At 54.4% G+C, this 23,647-nt stretch carries 25 protein-coding genes; 12 read left to right on the top strand and 13 right to left on the bottom strand.

What is annotated here, in order from left to right; translation table 11 throughout:
* Nucleotides 1-92: 92 nt before the first annotated feature.
* Nucleotides 93-2,708, top strand: coding sequence for a DNA mismatch repair protein MutS (gene mutS / locus ACR0EO_RS11180; RefSeq protein WP_480690432.1), 2,616 nt, complete (start codon nt 93-95; stop codon nt 2,706-2,708).
* A 31-nt stretch (nt 2,709-2,739) separates the two neighbouring features.
* On the opposite strand, the gene ACR0EO_RS11175 is transcribed toward mutS, so the two are convergent.
* Complete coding sequence (locus ACR0EO_RS11175) at nt 2,740-3,303, bottom strand: nucleotide exchange factor GrpE (protein ID WP_480689876.1); 564 nt, start codon at nt 3,301-3,303, stop codon at nt 2,740-2,742.
* Between the two features lie 10 nt (nt 3,304-3,313).
* Entirely contained in the window at nt 3,314-4,378 is a 1,065-nt protein-coding gene (gene hrcA / locus ACR0EO_RS11170) for a heat-inducible transcriptional repressor HrcA (RefSeq protein ID WP_480689874.1), read from the bottom strand.
* Between the two features lie 112 nt (nt 4,379-4,490).
* On the opposite strand from hrcA, the gene rph reads away from it, so the two are divergent.
* From rph to ACR0EO_RS11150, 4 genes are read left to right on the top strand one after another with little or no spacing between them, the layout of a single operon-like run.
* Complete coding sequence (rph, locus tag ACR0EO_RS11165) at nt 4,491-5,204, top strand: ribonuclease PH (RefSeq protein ID WP_480689872.1); 714 nt, start codon at nt 4,491-4,493, stop codon at nt 5,202-5,204.
* Complete coding sequence (gene rdgB, locus ACR0EO_RS11160) at nt 5,201-5,815, top strand: RdgB/HAM1 family non-canonical purine NTP pyrophosphatase (RefSeq protein ID WP_480689869.1); 615 nt, start codon at nt 5,201-5,203, stop codon at nt 5,813-5,815. Before rph ends, rdgB begins: the two co-directional genes overlap by 4 nt.
* On the top strand, nt 5,805-6,959 hold the full coding sequence (gene hemW, locus ACR0EO_RS11155) for a radical SAM family heme chaperone HemW (RefSeq protein WP_480689867.1): 1,155 nt from the start codon (nt 5,805-5,807) through the stop codon (nt 6,957-6,959). The genes rdgB and hemW overlap by 11 nt, the downstream gene beginning before the upstream one ends.
* A 3-nt stretch (nt 6,960-6,962) precedes the next feature.
* Entirely contained in the window at nt 6,963-7,316 is a 354-nt protein-coding gene (locus ACR0EO_RS11150; RefSeq protein ID WP_480689865.1) for a YbaN family protein, read from the top strand.
* On the opposite strand, the gene ACR0EO_RS11145 is transcribed toward ACR0EO_RS11150, so the two are convergent.
* From ACR0EO_RS11145 to ACR0EO_RS11115, 7 genes are all read right to left on the bottom strand, one after another.
* Nucleotides 7,306-8,199, bottom strand: coding sequence for a ParB/RepB/Spo0J family partition protein (locus ACR0EO_RS11145; RefSeq protein ID WP_480689864.1), 894 nt, complete (start codon nt 8,197-8,199; stop codon nt 7,306-7,308). The two genes, ACR0EO_RS11150 and ACR0EO_RS11145, sit on opposite strands and share 11 nt — an antisense overlap.
* A 20-nt stretch (nt 8,200-8,219) precedes the next feature.
* On the bottom strand, nt 8,220-9,023 hold the full coding sequence (locus ACR0EO_RS11140) for a ParA family protein (RefSeq protein ID WP_480689862.1): 804 nt from the start codon (nt 9,021-9,023) through the stop codon (nt 8,220-8,222).
* Nucleotides 9,016-9,630, bottom strand: a complete 615-nt coding sequence (gene rsmG / locus ACR0EO_RS11135; RefSeq protein ID WP_480689860.1) for a 16S rRNA (guanine(527)-N(7))-methyltransferase RsmG — start codon at nt 9,628-9,630, stop codon at nt 9,016-9,018. The genes ACR0EO_RS11140 and rsmG overlap by 8 nt, the downstream gene beginning before the upstream one ends.
* Nucleotides 9,627-11,495, bottom strand: a complete 1,869-nt coding sequence (gene mnmG / locus ACR0EO_RS11130; protein ID WP_480689857.1) for a tRNA uridine-5-carboxymethylaminomethyl(34) synthesis enzyme MnmG — start codon at nt 11,493-11,495, stop codon at nt 9,627-9,629. Before mnmG ends, rsmG begins: the two co-directional genes overlap by 4 nt.
* Nucleotides 11,496-11,507: 12 nt before the next feature.
* Nucleotides 11,508-12,794 (bottom strand): tRNA uridine-5-carboxymethylaminomethyl(34) synthesis GTPase MnmE, encoded by a 1,287-nt coding sequence (gene mnmE / locus ACR0EO_RS11125; RefSeq protein WP_480689855.1) that lies wholly within the window; start codon nt 12,792-12,794, stop codon nt 11,508-11,510.
* A 31-nt stretch (nt 12,795-12,825) separates the two neighbouring features.
* On the bottom strand, nt 12,826-14,097 hold the full coding sequence (gene rho / locus ACR0EO_RS11120) for a transcription termination factor Rho (protein ID WP_480689853.1): 1,272 nt from the start codon (nt 14,095-14,097) through the stop codon (nt 12,826-12,828).
* Between the two features lie 122 nt (nt 14,098-14,219).
* Nucleotides 14,220-14,669 (bottom strand): CopD family protein, encoded by a 450-nt coding sequence (locus tag ACR0EO_RS11115; protein WP_480689851.1) that lies wholly within the window; start codon nt 14,667-14,669, stop codon nt 14,220-14,222.
* A gap of 404 nt (nt 14,670-15,073) precedes the next feature.
* Between ACR0EO_RS11115 and ACR0EO_RS11110 the strand changes: the two genes are divergently transcribed.
* From ACR0EO_RS11110 to dnaQ, 4 genes are read left to right on the top strand one after another with little or no spacing between them, the layout of a single operon-like run.
* Nucleotides 15,074-15,673, top strand: coding sequence for a Maf family protein (locus ACR0EO_RS11110; protein WP_480689849.1), 600 nt, complete (start codon nt 15,074-15,076; stop codon nt 15,671-15,673).
* Entirely contained in the window at nt 15,670-16,503 is an 834-nt protein-coding gene (locus ACR0EO_RS11105; protein ID WP_480689847.1) for a shikimate dehydrogenase, read from the top strand. Before ACR0EO_RS11110 ends, ACR0EO_RS11105 begins: the two co-directional genes overlap by 4 nt.
* A complete protein-coding gene (gene coaE, locus ACR0EO_RS11100) occupies nt 16,500-17,093 on the top strand; it encodes a dephospho-CoA kinase (protein ID WP_480689845.1) in 594 nt (197 codons plus the stop codon). Before ACR0EO_RS11105 ends, coaE begins: the two co-directional genes overlap by 4 nt.
* A complete protein-coding gene (gene dnaQ / locus ACR0EO_RS11095) occupies nt 17,086-17,808 on the top strand; it encodes a DNA polymerase III subunit epsilon (RefSeq protein WP_480689843.1) in 723 nt (240 codons plus the stop codon). Before coaE ends, dnaQ begins: the two co-directional genes overlap by 8 nt.
* 25 nt (nt 17,809-17,833) lie before the next feature.
* Here the strand turns inward: dnaQ and secB are convergent, their stop codons facing one another.
* Together secB and ACR0EO_RS11085 are read right to left on the bottom strand one after the other, a co-directional pair.
* On the bottom strand, nt 17,834-18,331 hold the full coding sequence (gene secB, locus ACR0EO_RS11090; protein ID WP_480689840.1) for a protein-export chaperone SecB: 498 nt from the start codon (nt 18,329-18,331) through the stop codon (nt 17,834-17,836).
* Nucleotides 18,332-18,391: 60 nt separating this feature from the next.
* Entirely contained in the window at nt 18,392-18,886 is a 495-nt protein-coding gene (locus tag ACR0EO_RS11085) for an FxsA family protein (protein WP_480689838.1), read from the bottom strand.
* A gap of 107 nt (nt 18,887-18,993) precedes the next feature.
* Between ACR0EO_RS11085 and ACR0EO_RS11080 the strand changes: the two genes are divergently transcribed.
* From ACR0EO_RS11080 to ACR0EO_RS11070, 3 genes are read left to right on the top strand one after another with little or no spacing between them, the layout of a single operon-like run.
* Nucleotides 18,994-19,653: a Tim44/TimA family putative adaptor protein gene (locus ACR0EO_RS11080; protein ID WP_480689837.1), complete on the top strand. Its 660-nt coding sequence runs from the start codon at nt 18,994-18,996 to the stop codon at nt 19,651-19,653.
* The gene (gene mltA, locus ACR0EO_RS11075) at nt 19,650-20,690 is read left to right on the top strand and encodes a murein transglycosylase A (RefSeq protein WP_480689835.1); all 1,041 of its coding nucleotides are present in this window, start codon (nt 19,650-19,652) and stop codon (nt 20,688-20,690) included. The genes ACR0EO_RS11080 and mltA overlap by 4 nt, the downstream gene beginning before the upstream one ends.
* Nucleotides 20,690-21,277: a Smr/MutS family protein gene (locus ACR0EO_RS11070; RefSeq protein WP_480689833.1), complete on the top strand. Its 588-nt coding sequence runs from the start codon at nt 20,690-20,692 to the stop codon at nt 21,275-21,277. Before mltA ends, ACR0EO_RS11070 begins: the two co-directional genes overlap by 1 nt.
* Here ACR0EO_RS11070 and ACR0EO_RS11065 read toward each other — a convergent pair.
* Nucleotides 21,274-22,494 (bottom strand): MFS transporter, encoded by a 1,221-nt coding sequence (locus tag ACR0EO_RS11065; RefSeq protein ID WP_480689831.1) that lies wholly within the window; start codon nt 22,492-22,494, stop codon nt 21,274-21,276. The genes ACR0EO_RS11070 and ACR0EO_RS11065 overlap by 4 nt on opposite strands.
* Entirely contained in the window at nt 22,491-23,591 is a 1,101-nt protein-coding gene (locus ACR0EO_RS11060) for an alpha/beta hydrolase (RefSeq protein ID WP_480689829.1), read from the bottom strand. Before ACR0EO_RS11060 ends, ACR0EO_RS11065 begins: the two co-directional genes overlap by 4 nt.
* Nucleotides 23,592-23,647: the final 56 nt, after the last annotated feature.

The raw sequence follows: 23,647 nt of genomic DNA, 5'->3' as shown, positions 1-23,647 counted from the left end.
ATACGTTTTCACCTTTCGTCGCGGGGGCCGGGTTTGTAAGGTCGCGCCCGGAATACGCCAGAAGGGGGCCGCTTTTGTCCACAGTCACGCCAATGATGGCGCAATATCTCGAGATCAAAGAGGCCCACGCAGATGCCCTGCTGTTTTATCGCATGGGTGATTTCTATGAGATGTTCTTCCAAGATGCTGTAAACGCGGCCGAGGCGCTGGATATCGCTTTGACCAAGCGCGGCAAGCACAATGGCGAGGACATCCCGATGTGCGGCGTGCCCGTACATTCGGCCGAGGGCTACCTTCTGACCCTTATCCGTAAAGGGTTCCGCGTGGCCGTCTGCGAACAGATGGAAAGCCCGGCTGAGGCAAAGAAAAGAGGCTCTAAATCTGTGGTTCGGCGCGATGTCGTGCGTTTGGTGACGCCTGGCACGTTGACCGAGGACGCGCTGTTGGAAGCTCGTCGCCACAACTTCCTCGCCGCATACTCTGAGGTTCGGGATGAGGCAGCGTTGGCCTGGGCCGATATCTCTACCGGTGCGTTTCACGTGATGCCTTTGACGTCGGTACGCCTCAGCCCTGAATTGGCACGGCTGGCTCCGTCCGAGTTGATCGTGGCCGACGGGATGGAACAGGCGTTGAATGAAACCACCCGCGATCTGGGCATATCGCTAACCCCCATCGGGCGCGCCAGCTTCGACAGCACGGCGGCGGAAAAACGCATCTGCGGATTGTTTCACGTAGGTGCTCTGGACGCCTTTGGTAATTTCGGCCGTGCCGAAGTTTCGGCCATGGGCGCGCTGATCGACTATCTTGAGATCACACAAAAGGGCAAACTGCCCCTTCTTCAAACGCCATTGAAGGAATCCGAAGACCGTGTGGTACAGATTGACGCCGCCACGCGCCGAAATTTGGAACTGACCAGATCCTTGTCCGGCGGGCGCGCTGGTTCTCTGCTTTCTGTGGTTGATCGCACCGTGACCCCGGGCGGCGCGCGTTTGTTGGAGCAACGCTTGTCCAGCCCGTCGCGCAATCTGGATGTGATCCACGCCCGGCTCGATGCTGTGAGTTTTGCCACTGAGGACAGCCTGATTGCCTCGGACCTGCGTGAAGCGCTGCGGAAAACGCCCGATTTGGACCGCGCCTTGTCGCGCCTTTCTCTGGAACGTGGCGGCCCCCGAGACCTGGCAGCCATTCGCAACGGTCTTTCGCAAGCAGTTGCTATTGCCGAGATTTGCGATGGCCAGGATCTGCCAGTCCTTTTGGCAACTGCCCTGCAGAACCTCGTTGGTTTTGACGACCTGCTGAACCTGCTGGACGAAGCGCTTGTCGCCGAGCCGCCCCTTCTGGCCCGTGACGGTGGTTTCATTGCCCCGGGTTTCGATTCCGAACTGGACGAGGCGCGCACCCTGCGGGATGAGGGCCGATCGGTGATTGCAGGATTTCAGCAGAAATACGCGGAACACACCGGCATCACCTCGTTGAAGATCAAGCACAACAATGTGCTGGGCTATTTCATCGAAACCACGGCCACCCATGCCGAGAAAATGCTGAACCCGCCGTTCTCGGAAACCTATATCCACCGCCAGACAACCGCCAATCAGGTCCGGTTCACGACGGTCGAACTCTCTGAGATCGAAACCCGTATTCTGAACGCCGGAAATCTGGCTTTGGAGATCGAAAAAAGGCTCTATAAAAGGCTTTCTGACGAAATTTTGGCCCTGGCGGCGCGTCTAAATCAGGCCGCCCGCGGACTGGCAGAGCTGGATCTGACCACCGCTCTGGCCGATCTGGCACGGGGTGAGAATTGGTGCCGCCCACAGGTAGATACCTCTCGCGCCTTCGATGTTCAGGGCGGGCGCCACCCGGTCGTGGAGCATGCACTGCGGCAGCAAAACGGGGATGCGTTCATCGCAAATGACTGTGACCTTAGTGCAGATGCTGGCGCGGCGATCTGGTTGCTGACCGGCCCCAACATGGCCGGTAAATCGACCTTCCTGCGCCAAAATGCCTTGATCGCGCTGCTAGCTCAAATGGGCAGCTACGTTCCCGCGGAACAGGCCCATGTTGGCGTGGTCAGCCAGTTGTTCAGCCGCGTAGGAGCCTCGGACGATCTGGCACGGGGCCGTTCGACCTTTATGGTCGAAATGGTCGAAACCGCTGCGATCCTGAATCAAGCCGATGACAGAGCCCTGGTTATTCTGGACGAAATCGGACGCGGCACTGCCACTTATGATGGTCTATCAATTGCTTGGGCCACTCTGGAACACCTGCATGCGGCCAATAAATGCCGCGCGCTGTTCGCCACGCATTACCACGAGTTGACGGCTTTGGCGGGCAATCTGGAGGGCGTCGACAATGCCACCGTTGCCGTCAAGGAATGGGAAGGTGAGGTGATCTTCCTGCACGAAGTCCACAAAGGCGCCGCCGACCGTTCTTACGGGGTGCAGGTAGCTCAATTGGCCGGTCTGCCGGCTTCGGTCGTCGACCGTGCGCGTGTGGTGTTGGATCAACTTGAGAAAACCGAACGCGAGGGCGGAAAACAAAAGGCGTTGATCGACGACCTTCCCCTGTTTTCGGCCGCTCCACCGCCGCCACCTCCGGCCCCGAAGGCCTCACCGGTTGCGGATATACTCGACGAGATCCTGCCCGACGAGCTGACCCCGCGCGAGGCTTTGGACCTGATCTACAAATTGAAAGAGGCGGCCAAATCCTGACCGCCTCAATTCATATTTGTTATTTCGCTACTTAGCTGGCAGGTGTCGACGAAACGCCGACCTGCGCCGGGCGCAGCAGACGATCGTGAAGCATGAAGCCTTCAGCCGAGACCTGAATGATGTCGCCAGCGCGGGTGCCTGGGACGGGTGCTTCGAACATCGCTTCGTGGATGTTCGGATCAAAGCGATCACCAACCTCGGGCGTGATTACCTCGATCCCGTGCTTTTGGAAAACGTCCTTCAGCGCGCGCATGGTCAGCTCGACGCCTTCCAGCAGACCGGCGGCAACTTCTTTTTGCTCATCAGTCGCCGCTTCGAGCGCGCGTTTCATGTTGTCGTAGACCGGCAGCATGTCGCGGGCCAGTTTCGACCCGCCATACTGCTCAGCATCACGGCGCGCTTTGTCGCCACGCTTACGCGCGTTCTCGGCATCGGCCAGAGCGCGCATAAACTTGTCCTTGTAATCATCACGCTCGGCGCGCAGCTCATCCAGCTCCAGCGCGTCATCGCTGAATTCCGCAATTTCTTCCGCCAGCTCTTCAGCCTCGGCCGTTGCGATATCGTCCAGAAAATCTTCGTTCTTGGGCTCTGCCATCTCTTACCCTCTAGCTCCGGTCGGATATCAGCTTGCCGACCAGTTGCGCCGTATAATCCACGATCGGCACGATCCGTCCATAATTCAGACGCGTGGGTCCGATAACCCCAACCGCACCGATTATCTTTCGATCAGCGTTCATATATGGAGACACCACCAAAGAGGAACCCGAAAGTGAGAAAAGTTTGTTCTCAGACCCGATAAAAATGCGCACACCCTCGCCTTCTTCGGTCAATTCAAGGAATTCCGCGATATCTCTTTTGCGTTCAAGATCGTCAAACAAGGTCCGAATTCGGTCCAATTCTTCGGTCTGACCCGGTTCATTCAGAAGATTCGCCCGCCCACGGACGATCAAACGGGCTGAGTCGCCTCCATCCCCATCCCATGCGGCCATACCGCTTTCAACCATCTCACGCGCCAGAACGTCGATCTCTTGCTTGCGGGCGTCGATCTGCTTCTGCATCTGACGACGCACTTCGCTCAGCGTGCGCCCCTCAATAAGCGCATTTAAGAAATTTGCGGCCTCGCGCATCGAACTGGGTGTCTGGCCCGGTGGCGGTGTGAAAAGGCGGTTTTCAACGTGGCCATCAGCAAACACCAAGACCACCAATGCGCGGTCATGGGCCAAAGAGACAAACTCAATATGCTTGATCTCAGACTCATGCTTTGGGGTCAAAACAAGCGACGCGCCGTGTGTCACGTGTGACAAAGCCGAGCCCACGCGATCCAGCATACCGCTGACATCGCCCGCGTTAGAGCCTAATGTTGCGTCCAGCTTCTGTCGATCATCTGCGCCGAGATCCCCGACCTCAAGCAACCCATCAACGAACATTCGCAGTCCCTGCTGCGTCGGAATCCGTCCCGCGCTGACATGAGGGCTGTCGAGCAGGCCCAAAAACTCCAGATCCTGCATCACGTTGCGTACGGTCGCCGCGCTGACTTTTTCCGATAAGGTACGCGTCAAGGTTCGGCTACCGACAGGCTCGCCGCTGTCCAAGTAACTCTCAACGATCAACCGGAACACCTCTCGTGACCGGTCATTCATCTCGTTCAGAATTTTACTTGCTTCACTCATCCGGGTTCCCCTGCTGGTTCGTCATTAAATAGCAGGCATATGAAAGGTCAATCGGGGTTGCATCGTAACGCCACGGGGCGTTATCCCCAACCCAGCAAACAAAGGATTTCCCATGCGACCCTCAGGACGTGATCTAAACGAAATGCGCCCAGTTTCAATCGAAACTGGCTTTACCAAACATGCCGAAGGTTCCTGCCTGATCAAAATGGGCGACACCCATGTACTGTGCACCGCCACAATCGAAGATCGTGTGCCACCGTTCATCAAGGGTTCGGGCCTGGGTTGGGTCACCGCTGAATACGGTATGCTGCCTCGCGCAACCAACACCCGGATGCGCCGAGAAGCCGCCAGCGGCAAACAAGGCGGCCGTACTGTTGAAATCCAGCGTCTGATCGGCCGTGCTCTGCGTGCCGGCGTGGACCGGGTTGCTCTGGGCGAGCGTCAAATCACAGTGGACTGCGATGTGATCCAGGCCGACGGTGGAACGCGCTGCGCCTCGATCACCGGTGGTTGGGTAGCCCTTCGCCTGGCGGTCAACAAACTGATGAAGACCGGTGACGTTATCTCTGACCCTCTGGTCGATCCTGTTGCCGCTGTTTCCTGCGGTATTTATGCAGGCCAGCCGGTTCTGGACCTCGACTACCCTGAAGACAGCGAAGCGGGCGTAGACGGCAACTTTATCATGACCGGATCGGGTAAGCTGATCGAAGTTCAGATGAGTGCCGAAGGTTCTGTCTTTAGCCGTGGTCAGATGGATCAACTGATGGATCTTGCCGAAAAGGGCGTTTCCGAGTTGGCTGCAGCCCAAAAGGCCGCCACCGCATGACCCGCAAGTTCGACAGCGACAAGCTGCTGGTGGCCACTCACAACAAAGGCAAGCTCGAGGAGATGGCGCATCTCCTCGCACCCTTTGGTGTGACGGTTGTTGGCGCGGCAGAGATGCACCTGCCCGAACCGGAAGAGACCGAGGATACTTTCGTCGGCAACGCCCGGATCAAGGCTCATGCCGCCGCGAAGGCCACCGGCCTGCCTGCCCTGTCGGACGATTCTGGGATCACTATCGATGCGCTGAACGGAGCACCCGGCGTTTACACCGCCGATTGGGCCGAAACTGGCAATGGTCGCGACTTCCTGATGGCAATGACGCGCGCGCATAACGAACTGGAGGCGAAAAACGCCCCTCATCCACGTACCGCTCAATTCCGCAGTACGTTGGTATTGGCCTGGCCCGATGGGCATGACGAGGTGTTTGAGGGTGTCGCCCCCGGCCATCTGGTGTGGCCAATCCGTGGCGAAGGTGGCTTTGGCTATGACCCAATGTTTGTACCCGAAGGCCATGACGTTACCTTTGCCGAGATGGATCGTTGGGAAAAGAACAAGATCAGCCATCGCGGCCGCGCGGTGGAGATGTTCGTGAAGGGCTGTTTTGGCGGATGATTGGCGCAACGGAGGCTTTGGCCTGTATGTGCATTGGCCTTTTTGCGAGGCCAAGTGCCCCTATTGCGATTTCAACAGCCATGTTTCACGTAATATCAATCAAAAACAATGGCTTAACTCGTATCTAAGTGAATTGCACCGCTCGGCCGCCGAAACACCTGACCGTGTTCTGAATACGATTTTCTTCGGAGGTGGCACCCCGTCCCTAATGGACCCTGACACCGTTGCTGCGGTCATCGACGAAGCCCGTGCTCTCTGGCGCCCTGCCAATGATATGGAAATCACGCTAGAGGCCAATCCGGGTTCAGTTGAGGCGGGCCGGTTTGCCGCTTATCGTGACGCAGGCGTCAATCGGATCTCAATGGGTGTTCAGGCACTTAATGATGAAGACCTGCGCCGACTGGGCCGCATCCACTCAGTAGCCGAAGCCCGAACAGCCTATGACATCGCTCGCACATGTTTCGACCGCGTGAGTTTCGATCTGATCTACGCCCGTCAGCATCAAACACTCGAAGCTTGGCAAGCTGAACTAACCGAAGCACTGTCGATGGCAATCGATCACTTATCTCTCTATCAATTGACGATCGAAGACGGCACCGCGTTCGGTGATCGCTACGCAGTCGGAAAGCTGCGCGGTCTGCCAGAGGATGACAGCGCAGCGGACATGTATCTGGCGACGCAAGAGATCTGTGAGGCGCACGGCCTGCCAGCCTATGAAGTTTCAAACCACGCCCGGCCCGGCGCGGAGTCGCAGCACAACCTGATCTATTGGCGCTATGGCGATTACGTCGGTATCGGGCCCGGTGCACATGGGCGCATCACACTAAACGGTCGAAAACTTGCCACGGAAACCTACTTGTCTCCCAATACTTGGCTGACGTCCGCTGAAAACGGATCCGGTGAGAAAGAACGGACACTGCTTTCATCGCAAGAACAGGCAAACGAGTACCTTATGATGGGGTTGCGTATCAAAGAGGGGCTAAATATTGACAGATACAATGCTCTCGCGGATCATCCTTTACCTCAAGACAGGCTTTCTGACCTGATGGAATTTGGCATGATCGAGCAAAACAATGATCGTCTGATTGCCACCAAGGATGGGCGTGCTGTCCTAAACGCAGTGATCCGAGAGTTACTGGGGTAGAGAATGCAATATGTCTGGGCCTTCTTGGGACTAATCTGTGTTGGGCTCGCTGTAGTTGGCGTTGTCCTACCTTTACTACCGACAGTGCCGTTTTTGCTTTTGGCCGCCTTCTTCTTTGCCCGGTCATCTTCACGCCTACACAACTGGCTGATCACGCATCGGTCGTTTGGGCCGATGATCGTGGATTGGCAAACCTCCGGTGCAATTCGACCAAACGCAAAAAAAGCGGCCACCATTTCGGTCGCCGCTGTGTTTGGATTGTCGATCCTTTTAGCCCTACCGCCTCACGTACTGATCATCCAGGCAGTGGTCTTGGGTTGTGTTATGGCCTTTATCTGGACCCGGCCTAACGGCTAAGCTTGGCGCAAAGATCGTCCAGTTGGTCCAGGTTTTCGTAAGTCAGAACCACCTGCCCCGTCTCGGTCCCCGCTTTGTGGTTGATCAAAACCTTCATCGCCAAAATCGCCGAAAGATCCTTTTCGAGGGCTCGCGTATCCGCGTCCTTGCCCGCGTTCAGGTCTCTGGAGCGCGGAGTTGCTTTCGTAGGATCAGCCTGCTGCTTTTTTACCAGCGCTTCAGTCGCTCGTACTGAAAGCCCGTCCCGAACGACGATCTTTGCCAATTCAGACGGGTTTTCAGCCGTTATAAGCGCCCTAGCATGACCTGCGGACAGCTTCCCTTCGATGACCAGCGTCTGAACGTCTATAGGCAAGGACAACAAACGCAGCAGATTGGCGATGTGGCTTCGGCTTTTACCAAGCGCTTCGGCCAATTTTTCCTGGGTGTGGCCAAAGCGATCCATGAGCTGTTTGTAACCAGCCGCCTCTTCAACGGCATTCAGGTCAGCGCGCTGAATGTTTTCAATGATGGCTACTTCCAACACCTCAGTGTCGTCGAATTGCCGAACGATAACCGGTATGTCATGCAGCTGCGCCATTTGGGCTGCACGCCAACGTCGTTCCCCGGCAACGATTTCATATTCGCCACCGCTGACTTCGCGCACGATCAGAGGCTGGATAATACCTTTTTCTTTAACTGAGGCTGCCAGTTCATCCAGTTGTTCGGGTAAGAATGTTCGCCGGGGCTGGTTTGGATTGGCGCGCAATTTTTCGATCGGCACCTTCATATCCGGCCGACGCGGTTCTGATGGTGCAAAACCTTCAGCTTCCTGTGTTACGTCTGCCATCAGGGCGGACAATCCCCGGCCCAAACCTCTTGGTTTTGTTTTTTTGGCGGCCACTGAGCCCTCCTCACTGCCGTCTAGGCGGCAATATTCTTATTCTTTTGAATGACTTCACGCGCTAAGTGTCGATATGCCATGGCTCCCAACGACCCTGAGTCATATTGCAGAACCGGCAAAGCGTATGACGGCGCCTCACTGACCCGTACATTTCTGGGTATCTTGGTTTTAAATACCATCTCACCCAGATTGTCACGCGCATCCTTTTCGACCTGACGGGACAAGTTGTTGCGGTTGTCATACATGGTCAACACAACACCTTCGATTCTAAGGTCAGGATTCGCTGTTTGACGAACCTCTCGGATTGTCAACATAAGCTGCGAAAGTCCCTCCAACGCAAAGAACTCGCTTTGTAGCGGAACCAGGACAGAATGGGCAGCCACCATCGCGTTTACGGTCAACAGGTTCAAAGAAGGGGGGCAATCTATCAGAACAAAATCCAGTTCAAACTTGTCGATTGCCGTTTGACGCAAAGCATCATGGAGCAGATAGCTTCGTTTTTCGTTTGAAATAAGTTCGATATCAGCAGAGCTGAGATCCACAGTTGCTGGAATTACAAGCAAACCATCTATTTCCGTCTCTTGAACGACGGCCTCCAAAGGAGAGTCATCCAAAATCAGGTCATAAGTCGTCCAATCCCGATCTTCGACCCCTAACCCGGTTGATGCATTACCCTGCGGATCGAGGTCCACGACCAAAACCCGACAACCAGCCTCTGCTAAACCAGCAGCAAGATTGATTGCTGTTGTCGTTTTTCCCACCCCACCCTTTTGATTGGCAACCGCAATAATCCGGGGCCCAGAGGGACGAGATAGATCAACCACGCGAAACTCCTTTGATCCTTAGGATAACTGCTTGGGGTTCAGTTAAACTTGTAATCGGCTCACAGTCGAATTTCCATTCCCCACGCGCCTCATCAAGCTCTTTTTTCCAATTTGCGCCTTTAGGCAACAGAGCAATACCAGCTTCACCTAAATGTCTGTCACAAAACGACATTAAGGTTTTCAGATCAGCCAAGGCCCTCGCAGAAAGGACATCTGAATTCAAGGGTTCAACGGATTCGATGCGTTTCGAGATCACAGTGCACTTTACACCACATTCCCTTGCAACATTACGAAGGAAAGCGGACTTTCTCTGGTCGCTTTCAACAAAAGTAAACTGTGCATCTGGCGCTTTTTCTACCGCCATAATTGCGCATACCATTCCCGGGAACCCCCCGCCACTTCCCAGGTCAGTCCAAGTCTTGAAATTCCCCGCACATCGGAAAACCTGGACGGAATCCAATATGTGACGTGTCCAAATTTCATTCAGGCTGTTCCGCGAAACCAGGTTAATCTTCGGATTCCAGCGTTTTACCAACTCAACATAGGTTTCCAATCGAGCCATTGTTTCACGTGAAACATCGAGCTCGTTGAAGATATCTTGGTTCATGCCTTCCGAACCTTCTGCTCACGCCTCAGCTTTGCAAGTAACAATGTTAAAGCTGCTGGTGTGACTCCTTCCACCCTACTCGCCTGAGCAATAGTAGACGGCCGCGCCTGAGAGAGCTTTTGCTTCATTTCAGATGAAAGGCCTTCCAACGTGAAATAGTCGAAATCACGTGGAATTTCATAAGCTTCATCACGTTTCATAGCTTCAACGTCTTTTTGCTGACGTGCGATGTAGTTTGCATACAGAGCATCCCGCTCGACCTGTAGCCGAGTACTTCTGTCCACATGATCCAAGTCTGGAATAAGGGGTACCAAATCGTCAAAACTCACATCTGGAAATGCAAGTATCGCCATACCATCGCGACGGTTTCCATCTTGATTGACGTTTATACCAACCGCTCGGACCTCTTTCGGAGTAAAAGTCCGTTCGGTTAACTTAGATTTCGCCGAATCCAGCCTTTTCATTTTTCCATCGAAGTGGATCTGACGTGTCTCTCCCACACATCCAAGCTCAACTCCAATCGGCGTCAATCTTTGATCTGCGTTATCCGCCCGCAAAGACAGCCTAAACTCGGCCCTCGATGTAAACATGCGATAGGGTTCGGCCACACCACGTGTTGTCAGATCATCAATCATCACCCCGATATAGCTGTCTGCCCGAGTGAAATGTATCGGTTCGCGTTCAAGAACATGCAATGCAGCGTTTAGTCCAGCAACTAAGCCCTGAGCAGCAGCTTCTTCGTATCCGGTAGTGCCGTTAATCTGACCGGCCAGATACAGCCCGGGAACCTCTGGTAAAGACAAGGAGGACGTCAGTACACGCGGATCTACATAGTCATACTCAATTGCATAACCTGGTTGTAAGATATCCGCTTTTTCCAACCCCTTGATCGATCGGACGTACTCCAATTGGACTTCTTGCGGCAACGAAGTTGAGATTCCATTGGGATAAATGGTGTGATCATTCACACCTTCGGGCTCAAGAAATATCTGGTGCGAATCCTTTTCAGCAAACCGAACAATCTTGTCTTCAATTGATGGGCAATATCTGGGGCCTACCCCATCGATATGGCCTCCATACATGGCAGATCGCGATAGGTTGTTTTGAATGATCTCATGCGTTTGCGCATTGGTATGTGTGATTCCGCAGGATATTTGGGGTGCGATGACCTTGTCAGAAAGAAAAGAGAACAGAGCTGGATCATCATCCCCATCCTGTTTTTCGAGATCTGACCAATCAATTGTACGCCCATCTAATCTAGGTGGTGTTCCTGTCTTTAGTCGGCCAAGTGGTAACTTAAAGCTATCTAGCCGCTCCGCCAACTTCACCGACGGACGGTCGCCCATTCGCCCACCCGGTTTAGAAACGTCACCGATGTGAATAACACCGCGCAGGAAGGTGCCAGAGGTCAATATCACTGCACGGGCGCGAATTTCACTCCCATCACTTAGCTTTACGCCCTGCACTGTCTGACCGGTCATCAAAAAGTCAGTCACTTCACCCACGACGACAGTCAAGCCTGACTGATCTCGTGTCTCCTTTTGCATAGCAGCGCGGTACAAAGCTCGGTCAGCTTGAGTTCTTGGGCCTTGCACGGCAGGCCCCTTGCGCCGATTCAATAGACGAAACTGAATTCCAGCCTGATCTGCGATACGCCCCATAACTCCATCTAGAGCGTCAATTTCCCGGACAAGATGACCTTTACCCAAACCACCTATTGCAGGGTTACAGGACATAACTCCGATATCCCCTTCGGATATTGTCACTAGCGCTGTTTTCACACCCATACGTGCAGCGGCATGTGCAGCTTCGGTCCCGGCATGTCCAGCACCAATTACAACGACATCAAAGTCTGAATGTTTCACGTGAAACACTCCCTATTTCCCGAGACAGAAGCTTGAGAAGATTTCGTCAAGCAGGTCTTCAACGCCAATTCTACCTACCAAAGCTTCAAGTGCTCGGATGGCAGTTCTTAACTCTTCCGCAGCGATATCATACAAGTCCGGCCCTGATTCCAGAACAGCCATTGCTGCGCCCAGAGAGTCTCGGGCGCTATTCAACGAAACTCTGTGCCGTTCACGGGTTGCGATACCATGACTTGTGGTTCTTTCCTTCAAAATACACGATATCTGGGCAATCAGTCTATCTATGCCCTGACCGGTTTTACCCGATATACCGCCCTCTGCACCTTCTCGAAGGTCGGATTTCGGGAGCAACTGAATGTCATCCAGCTCCTTGACCACGCCAAGCTCACTTGGATCTTCCGTCAGGAATACTCGTAAGTCCGCAGCCTCGGCCCGTTTCCGAGCCAGCTCGATACCCAAGCTTTCAACATGGTCCTCGGTTTCCCGCAAACCAGCGGTATCCAACAAGGTGACAGGCAAGCCACCAAGGTCCATACGAACTTCGATCACATCGCGCGTTGTACCCGCATATTCCGAAGTGATCGCAGCCTCTCGTCCAGCCAATGCATTCAGTAAGGTCGACTTTCCCGCATTTGGAAGGCCGACAATGGCAACCTCGAACCCCGTCCGGATACGCTCGGCAATTTTCACGCCTTCTGCCTCGCGCTGCAGATCCTTCATGACACCGGTCACCAATGAACGCACCTCGGGGGTAACATCCGTTGGAACCTCTTCATCCGCAAAGTCGATGACAGCTTCCAGCAGCGACGCAGCCCGAATAAGGTCTCGACGCCAGCGTTCAGCTAGCCCACCCAACTCACCGGCCAGAATAGTTTGTGCCTGTTTGCGCTGCGCTTCGGTTTCAGCATCAATCAGGTCAGCCAGCCCCTCGACCTGAGTAAGGTCCATCTTACCGTTCTCAAGGGCACGGCGGGTAAATTCACCTGGTTCGGCAAGTCGCAGGCCATTTACTTCGGACAAGCTGCGCATCACCGCGTTGACTGACGCCGTACTCCCATGAATTTGCAGCTCGGCCACATCCTCACCGGTGAAACTCGCCGGGGCCTGAAATGTCAGAACCAACCCATCATCAAGCCGCGATCCATCGTCGGCATACAAAGACCGAACCCGCATACCACGAGGTGGCAGCGGGCTTCCGGTTAAACCGGTCGCAGCTGAATGCGCTTGAGGACCAGAGAGGCGGATGACCGCCACCCCTGCTTTGCCTTGTGCGCTGGCCAAGGCGAATATCGTATCCATTCGAAGGCCTCGCGTGGTTTTAAGACCTGTATCAGGTGTTCATCGAGTCGAAGAACTCACCGTTCGTCTTGGTTTGCTTCAACTTGGACAACAGGAACTCGATCGCGTCGGTAGTGCCCATCGGGTTGAGGATACGGCGCAAGACAAATGTCTTAGCCAGGTCGCCCTTGTCGACCAGCAGATCCTCTTTCCGGGTACCAGACTTAAGAATGTCGATCGCTGGGAACACACGTTTATCAGCAATCTTACGATCCAGAACGATTTCCGAGTTACCGGTGCCTTTGAATTCCTCAAAGATCACTTCATCCATACGGCTACCAGTGTCGATAAGAGCGGTCGCAATAATGGTCAGCGAACCACCCTCTTCAATGTTCCGCGCGGCACCAAAGAAACGCTTGGGCCGTTGCAGCGCGTTTGCGTCCACACCACCGGTCAGAACTTTACCCGAGGACGGCACGACAGTGTTAAAGGCCCTACCAAGTCTTGTGATCGAATCGAGAAGAATAACAACATCTCGTTTATGCTCGACCAAACGCTTGGCTTTTTCGATGACCATTTCCGATACGGCCACGTGGCGTGTCGCTGGTTCGTCAAAGGTCGAGGACACAACCTCACCCTTCACCGACCGCTGCATGTCGGTCACCTCTTCAGGGCGTTCGTCGATCAGCAGAACGATCAGGTAACACTCCGGGTGGTTCTGTTCGATCGAGTGCGCAATGTTCTGCAGGATCACCGTCTTACCGGTCCGCGGCGGCGCCACGATCAACGAACGCTGACCTTTGCCGATCGGCGCAACGAGATCGATCACACGGGCCGATTTATCTTTGATGGTTGGATCCTCGATCTCCATCTTCAGACGCTCATCGGGGTACAGAGGCGTCAGGTTGTCGAACAGAATCTTGTGTTTAGCTTTCTCAGGCTCTTCAAAGTTGATTTTCGTCACTTTGATCAGAGCGAAATAGCGTTCGTTCTCGTCTGGTGCCTTGATCTCACCTTCGACGGTATCTCCGGTCCGCAGAGAGTGCTGACGGATCATGTCAGGCGAAACATAGATATCATCAGGACCCGGCAGATAGTTCGCTTCTGGCGAGCGCAAGAAGCCAAAGCCGTCTTGCAGCACTTCCAACACACCATCGCCGCCAACGGTCCAGCCCTCATCCGCGCGTTCACGCAGAATCTGGAACATCATCTCGCCTTTTCGCATGGTCGAGGCGTTTTCGATTTCCAGCTCTTCGGCCATCGCCAGAAGGTCTTTGGGGCTTTTGGCTTTTAGGTCGGCCAGATTCAGGGCTTCAGTTGTCATGATATATACCTTCACCGCTGACAGCGCGGCACGAAGTGGAATTTCAGTACGGAAGATACGCCGCCCGGACGGGCGTGTTGATCTCTACATAAGCGCGACAGCCGCCTGAGTCAAACAGGCCCTCAGAACTTCAGAATGACCGCGAGAACGATGGCAGCCATCAGAATGGTCGGAACCTCGTTCATCATGCGGTACTGCCGTCCAGTGAGCTTATTTTGGCCTTCTAGGAAGTCTTTACGGCGCGCCATAAGCCAATGATGAAACCAGGTCATTCCAATCACGGCTGCGCCTTTAACCCAAGGCCATGACCAATCCCAACCGACTATGCCTGGCGTAAAGACCATAATCAGTCCGCAGACCCACGCCACGATCATTGCAGGCCGCATGATTACACGCAGCAGTTTCTCTTCCATTTCAAAGAAGATGGTTTCAGCGCCGTCAACCGCTTGGGCTTTTTCTACGTGATAGACAAACAGTCTGGGCAGATAGAACAGGCCAGCCATCCACGAGATCACGGCCATGATATGCAAAGACTTCACCCACGGGTAAATCGTGAAAAGAAGATCAGTCATTCTGGCTCCGAACGTTGCTCGGAACTCTCCCTAATAAAAAAATAAGAAAAGAAAAAGGAAGATGGTTTTGTAGGGTGAACAAAATCCGTGGATTACTTTTTTACACATGTGTTTTCCCCAGGTGGACAGAATTCCACGATATTTGAATGATTCTGTGAGTTTAAAAATTTTTCGTTTTTAATCAATGTATTAGATTTGATCAAAGGTTTTGATCTTGGGGATAACTCTTTGGGTAATCCGGGAAATCAGGATTATCCCCCCTTTCCGACTTATCCTTGTCCCGGATGGACAGCGTTCGAGCGACTCATGGAAGTTTTTCGCGAAATTCCCGGGGTTGCGTGTCAATCTGAAAACCATACAAACCGTCCCAGAACGCTCAACGATTTGCACACGGGGTTTTCCACATGTCTGTCCCCATCATTCTGGCCTCGGGATCAACCATTCGCGCGCAATTGCTGGAAAACGCAGGAGTGCCGTTTTCCGTTCAGGTCGCGCGCGTGGACGAAGATACCATGAAACGCGCGCTTTTGGCCGAAGATGCGCCGCCTCGCGACATTGCCGATGCACTGGCCGAGATGAAGGCGCGCAAGATCAGCGACAAGGTGCCCGGAGCAATGGTTCTGGGCTGTGATCAGGTTTTGGACTTTGAAGGGCAGTTGCTGTCTAAGCCCAAAACACCTGAGGACGCATTGGCGCAACTCAAAGCCATGCGCGGCAAAAGGCACATGCTTTTGTCAGCGGCCGTGATCTATCAAAATGGCGAGCCGATCTGGCGACACGTCTGTCAGGTGCGCCTGCGGATGCGGATGAGCTCTGACGCTTATCTGCGCGACTATATCGACCGCAATTGGGATAGCATTCGTCATGCTGTCGGGGCTTATAAGCTAGAAGAGGAAGGCGTTCGCCTGTTCGCTACCATTGACGGCGACTATTTTAATGTCTTGGGTATGCCTCTGTTGGAGCTTCTCAATTATCTGGCCGTTAAAGGGGTGATCGACCAATGACGAAAAACCGTATTCCGCTGGCCGGGGTGATTGGGCATCCGATTGCGCATTCGAAATCGCCGCAACTGCACGGGCATTGGCTCAAGACTTACGGGTTGCCCGGGCACTATATTCCGATGGATGTCGCTCCGGACGACCTGCCAGAGGTTTTACGCACTTTGCCAAAGGCCGGTTTTGTTGGTGCAAATGTTACGGTTCCTCACAAAGAGGCGGCGCTGCGCCTGGCGGATTTCGTCTCAACGCGGGCCAAAACGATTGGCGCAGCAAATACACTTGCGTTTGGGGAGGACGGCAAAATTTATGCCGACAATACAGACGGCTATGGATTTATGGAAAATCTGCGCAACGGGGCACCGGACTGGACAGCGACCGATGGACCGGCGGTTGTCTTTGGTGCAGGTGGTGCGGCCCGGGCTGTATTGCAAGGTTTGCTTGAGGCGGGCGTGCCTCAGATCCTGCTGACCAACCGCACACGGGCCCGCGCGGATCAGTTGGAACAAGAATTCGGCGACCGCATTAAAGTGGTTGAGTGGGTGCAGGCAGGAAATGTCATTGAAGAAGCCGAGTTGGTTGTGAATACCACCTCTTTGGGGATGCAAGGTCAGCCGGAATTGCGCGTACCGCTGGATGGTTTACAGCCGGGCACAGTGGTTACCGATCTGGTTTACGCGCCGCTGCAAACACATCTTTTGAAAACTGCGGAAGAGGTTGGATGCACTACGGTCGACGGCCTGGGTATGCTGCTGCACCAAGCCGTGCCCGGCTTCGAACGTTGGTTTGGTACACGCCCCGAGGTGACTGATGACCTGCGTGCGGCGGTATTAGGATGAGCTTTGCGCTTGGCCTGACAGGCTCAATCGGGATGGGTAAAAGCACGACGGCGCAGATGTTCGTCGATGAAGGTTGCGCGCTGTGGGACGCGGACGCAGCCGTTCATAGGCTTTATTCAAAAGAAGGTGCTGCGATTGAACCGATGCGCGCGGTGTTTCCCGAAGCCATTGTTGAGGGCGGTGTCAGCCGAGACGCGCTGAAACAAATCATTGGGCGGGATCCAGCTGCGCTGAAAAGGATTGAGGCTATCGTACACCCGCTGGTCGCTGCCGATCGGGCAGCGTTCAAAGTGCAGGCAACGGCTGATATCTTGGTATTTGATATACCCCTGTTGTTTGAAACCGGGGGTGAGGCAGCAATGGATGCTGTCGCTTGTGTTTCGATCCCGGCCGATGAACAAAAACGCCGTGTGATGGAACGTGGCACAATGACCGAAGAGCAGTTTGAACAGATCCGCGCTAAACAAATGCCGAATGATGATAAGTGCGCACGGTCGGACTATGTGATTGTGACGGATACGCTGGACCACGCCCGCGAGCAGGTGCAGGATGTGGTCAGGCAAATACGGGCAGGTTTGGCAAATGCGTGAGATTGTACTCGATACCGAAACCACAGGGTTCGACCCAGAAAGCGGCGACCGGATTGTTGAAATCGGTGCAGTTGAGCTTTGGAACCACGTAGCAACGGGTGAGACATATCACGTCTATATCAATCCCGAACGATCGATGCCCGATGAGGCGTTTGGCGTGCACGGTATTGGCCCCGACCTGTTGGAAAACCCGCGTCCGCCGGAGAATGGTGAGGTGACGCTAAAGGATAAGCCGGTTTTTTCTAAGGTGGGTCAGGGCTTTCTTGATTTCATTCAGGATTCCAAACTGGTGATCCACAACGCGTCCTTCGACATGAAATTTCTGAATGCGGAACTCAGGTGGATGGGTCTACCGCAGATTCCGATGGATCAAGCGCTGGATACACTGGCGATCGCACGAAAACGGTTTCCTGGTTCTCCAGCGTCATTGGATGCGCTTTGCCGGCGGTTCAACATCGACAACACAAACCGTGTATTGCACGGGGCGTTGCTCGACTCGGAAATCCTGGCCGAGGTTTATCTCGAACTGATTGGCGGGCGGCAGCCGGACTTCGGTCTATCAACTACTGTGTCATCAGGCGCAGGTGGGCAAGAAGACTGGCGGCCCACAACGCGGCCAACCCCCCTTGCGTCAAAGATTACTGACGAAGAGTGTGCCGCGCATGAGGCTTTTGTAGAGAAATTAGGCGAAAACGCCTTGTGGTCCCGCGCCTGAGAAAATCCCGGCGCGGGTAAACCATTTAGGCTTCGGCGGTCTGGGCTTCGGCTTGGCGGCGCATCAGCTCGTTGCGGTAGAGGCTGACAAAGTCGATGTTGTCTAGGTTGACTGGCGGATAGCCACCGTCGCGCGTGATGTCGCTGACAATACGACGCAAGAACGGGAACAGCATCCGTGGGCATTCGATCAGCAGGAATGGGTGCAGTTGATCCTCGGCCACGCCTTCGATGTGGAACAGGCCACAATAATCGATCTCACACAGGAACAGAACATCTTCCAAGCCTTTGGCCTTGGAGGTCAGTTTCAGTTTGATCGAGACTTCGTATTGATGCTCAACCGAACGCTTTTTGGCGTCGAGGTTCACCTGAACCGCAATTTCGGGCTGAACGTCACCGGAAACGCCTTTTTGCGCCATCACATTTTCAAAGGACATATCGCGAATGAATTGTCCCAGAACACGCATCTGGACTTGCGGGGCGGCCTGTGCCGCGGTGTTTTCTGCAGGGCTTTCGTCAGCCATGGATCTACTCCGAAAATGAAATTCGTCACTGCTTAACAAGTTGGGCGCGTCACCTCAATGCTAGTGCGGCCCTTCAACCCATTTGGACGGTTTTGAGCGGTTTTCACGGGGGCGTACCTCGGTGAATTCACCATCAATCACATCATCCTGGTCAAACTGAGACGGTGCGCCACGGAATTGTGCCCCAGTACCCATTTGGAAATGTGTTATGGTGACTTTTGACTTCAGATAGCGGAATACGCCAACGCGAACGCCGGGGATGAGCAATGCGAAACCAACCGCGTCGGTAAAAAATCCAGGCGTAAGTAGCAAGACACCCGACAACAAGATCATAGCGCCATGAGCCAGAGGTTCGGTCGGATCATCCAATTCGGCAAAGGATCGCTGAAGATTTGCCAGCGCCATGCGACCTTGTGTCCTGACTAAAGCGGTGCCCAAAATTGCCGTTAAAACCACGATCGCAAGGGTTGGCCACAGGCCGATTAGGCCTCCAACCTGAATGAACAGGGCGATTTCGATGATTGGAACCAACAAAAATGCCAAGAACAGATACATTTGCGCTATCCTATACCAGAGGTCGGGCGGTGGACTTGCCACGAAGTGTCACCTACATAGTGGCATGAGGCTGCGTATACAAAGCCGCAGTCTGAAAAGAGGATGAAATGAACGAACCGATGATCCAGTTGCTGGTCCTGGCCGGAATTGCCGTTTTCCTGATCCTGCGCCTGAAAAGCGTGCTGGGCACGCGTGAAGGTTTTGAAAAACCTCCAGTTCAGCAGCAGCCTGATACACAGAGCGCTCGTCGAGACTTTGAGGTGATCGAAGGCGGCCCGGATCACGACATTACAGACCATGTCGCCGAAGACAGCGAACAGGCACAAACTCTGACCGCGATGAAGCGGGTTGAGCCGAGTTTTTCTGTCAGCGAGTTTGTGCAGGGCGCGCGTGGCGCCTACGAAATGATTGTCATGGGGTTCGAAAAAGGAAACCTGGATGAAATCCAGCCTTTCCTGTCCGAAGAAGTGTTCGACACCTTTGTTTCGGTAGTGGCCGATCGTGAAGATAAGGGCCTTACAATCGAAGCCGAGTTTATCGGGGTCCGCGAAACGTCGCTGGCAGATGTCAAATTCGACAAAGATACCAATCAGGCCGAGATCACCATGAAATTCGTGGGTGAACTGACTTCGGTTGTGCGGGATCGTGGTGGCGACATCATCGAAGGCAACCCGAATACCGTCAAACGCCAAAAGGACAGCTGGGCCTTTGCCCGTGTCATGGGCGCGGATGATCCGAACTGGCTGCTTGTTGCCACGGACGCATGATTGCCGCACTCCGGTCGCTCTTACTGGTGGGCGCGATGACCACCGCAAGCGCCGCCGGAGCCGAGGCGACGCGCTCTATTCTGTCGTTTGACGACCTCGAAGGTTGGGCCGCTGATGATCACGGGGCGGCCCTTTCCGTTTTTCTGAACACTTGTGGCGATCTCAACGATCCAGACTGGCGCGCCCTTTGCGGTGTCGCGAGGACTTATGAACCTGAAGCAGCACGATCGTTTTTCGAGCTGTTTTTTCGCCCGGTTCTTGTTGAAGACGGTGAGGATGCGTTGTTCACCGGGTATTTTGAGCCCGAGTTGGATGGATCACGAACACGGACTGACCGTTTCAAGTACCCGATCTACAAAATGCCACCTGAGGCACGTTCTGAAGGTCCGTGGCTGAGCCGTCGGGAAATCCTGACCGGGGATGCTATGACCGATCGGGGGCTGGAAATTGCATGGGTCGATGACCCGGTTGAACTGTTCTTTTTACAAATTCAGGGCTCGGGCCGTATTCGCTTGCCGAATGGCGGAGCGTTGCGGGTGGGGTATGGAGGAGCGAATGGGCATCCCTACCGCTCCATCGGAACTGAACTGATCCGGCAAGGCGCGTTGGGTGCACACGAGGTCAGTGCCCAGATGATCCGTGCATGGGTGCGCAAAAACCCTGAGGCAGGTGCCGAGCTCTTGTTTCACAACCCCTCATACGTGTTCTTTCGTGAGGTTACCCGCGTCGCACCTGAATTTGGGCCACTGGGCGCGATGAACCGATCGGTCACCACTATGCGCAGCATCGCCGCCGATCCGGCCTACACGCCGTTGGGGGTTCCGGTTTGGGTCGAAAAAGACGGCAAGACACCCCTACGCCGACTGATGATTGCGCAGGATACAGGCGCGGCCATCAAGGGTGCACAGCGAGCGGATATTTTCTTTGGCACTGGGGATGAGGCTGGTCAGGCTGCTGGACGGTTGAAAGACCCAGGGCGCATGGTGCTTTTGTTGCCAATTCAGCGCGCCTATGCCCTTGTGCCGGATGACTTCTGATGACACGGCGCAAACTGACAGAAGAAGAGATCGAGCTATGGCGCAAGGTCACGAAGCAAGCCGAACGCCTGCATCCTGATTTACCTCAGTCCGTGCATCCAACCACTTTGCCCAAGCCCAAACCCAACAAAGCACCGAAGCTCCGCGTTGAAGGGTTTGAGGTCGGTCAAAATGCCCAGTCAAAATCCGCCCGACACGCTTTGAAGCCCTCGGTGACGGATAGTTTGCGTGCAAGCCCGGTGCAAATGGACACCAAGGCATTCGGACGAATGAAGCGTGGCAAGCTAAAGCCAGAAGGTAAGCTGGATCTTCATGGTATGCGTGTCGATACGGCGCATCCGGCGTTGATCAGGTTCGTTCTTACATCACAGGCGCAGAGTAAACGATTGGTGCTGGTGGTGACCGGCAAAGGGAAGGACCGTGACGAACCCGGCCCAATTCCGACCCCCCGCGGGGTGTTGCGAAATCAGGTGCCGCATTGGCTATCGATACCGCCACTAGCGCAGGCTGTGTTGCAGGTTACACCCGCACATATCAGTCACGGTGGTGATGGGGCTTATTACGTCTATTTACGGCGCAATCGTTAAAGCGTGCGTTTGGCCCGGGCGATGCCTATCCAGGCTAATGCGCTGACCAGCAGGAAAAACACCCCGATCCATAGGAATTGTGTATTCAGGGAGACACCGCGGTCGATCAGCACGCCCGTCAACCCAGGGCCGATTGCCGACCCCAAAACCATCACGGCTGTCGCCAAGGCTTTGATCGCGCCAAGATGTTTGGTGCCATAGAACTCGGCCCAAAACGCACTTGGTAAGGTGTTGTTTGCCCCGACAGTCAGGCCAAGAAACGCCATTGCGATTAAGGCGCCACTGATTGAGCTTGTGACCGCGAGGAGTGCGAAACCAACGGCCATCGGCAGTTGATAATATGGCATCATTCTCGCCGTTCCCCACTTATCCAACCCCCAACCTGCCGCAAACATCGAAAGCAGAGATACGCCGGTATAGACCGGAAACAGGGCCACCAGCTCAATATGTTGCCAACTCTTGATGTCGGCCAAATGCACCTGATGAAAGAAGAAAGCAGTTATAAAAGCAGAAGGTCCAAGCAGCGCCGGGGCCATGAACCAGAATAACGGATGGAACAGCGTGTCTTTCCGGTTCCAGTGTTTGTCCTCCATACCGGTGGCAGAGTATTCGCTGGATAAACTTTGCGGTGTTCGTTCTTTCCTTAGTAACCGCAGTAATACAGGTATCCCCAGCAGGGTAACCAACGAAGCCGCAACCCATAGCCATCGCCAGCCGAAAACGGTCATGGCCGCCACAAAAATTAGCGGCAACAAGGCCTCACCAATGGCAAAGCCGATCGATGCGATCGACAGCGCCTTGCCACGCGTGGAGGTAAACCAACGTGCCATGGCAACCTGTGCCAGGTGAACGCTCATACCCTGCCCGAACAAGCGCAGCAGAAAGATCACTATCGGTAGCAAGACCAGCCAGTGGTTTACGGCCATCGCCAAGGCCGTCGCCGCAAGCCCGACCAGTACAACAGGGCCTATCACCCTTACGCGGAAGATGTCCGTCAATCCTCCGGCCCAGATCATTACGATGGCCGAAACCGTTGTCCCGAGTGAATACAGCGCACCCCATGAGCCGTGGCTCAAGCCAAATTCAGTGCGGATCTGGCCCGAAAAGATCGAGATAAAAAAGGTCTGCCCGAAACTTGATAAAAAGGTAAGAAGGGCACCTGCGCTTAGCCAGCTTGCGTTTCGGAGCAGATACCAACGCAGGCTGAAGGTTGTCACGGGGTGGTCACCTCGGCCTGTCCGGTTTCAGTTAGGACAATCTCGGTTGCGCCATCGGGGTTACGCTGATTGCGCGGTACCAGAACATCGATCCCTGCCCGTTCATTTGGCCCAAAGGTGTTATTTACCCGTCGGACCGAACTAAGGATTGCCAACAAAGCCGGAGAGGTGGCTGCCACGAAATGCGAGGATTCCGCATCGCTATTGAACGCCGTTGTGTCGATCACGTTGATGGGAAATTCCTCCAAGGACTCGACAGAGCTGATGTTACCTAACCGCTGGCCCTCGGCCGTTCCACGTAACCGTGCTGAGATATTCAGGATTTTGTCTTTCTGCGACACCATAACAATAAAGGGATCGGGCGGCGTATTGATCCGTTCCATTTGCGAGCGGAACAGATCCACATCCAGATCAGGCGATATCAAAACCACCCCTTCAATATTTCTGTTGGCCCAGCCGGGTTCTTGCAACTCGGCCTGCCGCATCATCTCCATCGACAACGCGCTACCCATGGAATGCGCTACAAGAAGGACGCGTTTGACACCCATGGATTTCAATTCGCGAATGGTTTGTTCTAACCCGTCGCGTGCAAACAGCATACTGTCCAGATCATAGGCATAGCCGTAACCCGTGGCACGGCTGGGCCACGAATAAACAAGGATTGATCCGGGTATACCAATATCGTGAGACAGTTGGGCTGCGCGGAAGATAGTTTCCGTCTGCGTCGAGTTGTAACCGTGGACAAAGATCGTCACGTCGTCTTGTCCACGCAGATGCGCCCGTAAATCCTGTGGCCCGTCCAATTCGGTTATGTCGGCCAGTACGAATTCTTTTTTTGGATTCGGATTCGCATAAGAGAATTTCAGCGTCCCCGGGGTGTGCGATGGAGGAATGGAAACCTTTGTTTCCAAAAACTTCAACGATTCACCGCGCTGGAAGCCGTATGAGCCGTCCGCTTCGCGGGCGCGGGTTGTGCTGGCAAACACGGTTTTGGGCGTTCCAATGGTCAGAGCCGTGGGAACGGTTTCCGTAATTGTCCTGTCCACACACGCGGTCAAAGACAAGGATGCAATCAGAATAATACAATAGCGAAGCACGGGCAGTCCTCAGAGCCTTTTGCGCTAAGCTATCGAATTCTGGCCCCACGTCCAGC

The sequence above is a fragment of the Ruegeria sp. BE9 genome (assembly GCF_056538765.1).
The sequence above is the reverse complement of the archived record's forward strand: the minus strand, read 5'-3'. Positions and strand labels throughout refer to the sequence as shown.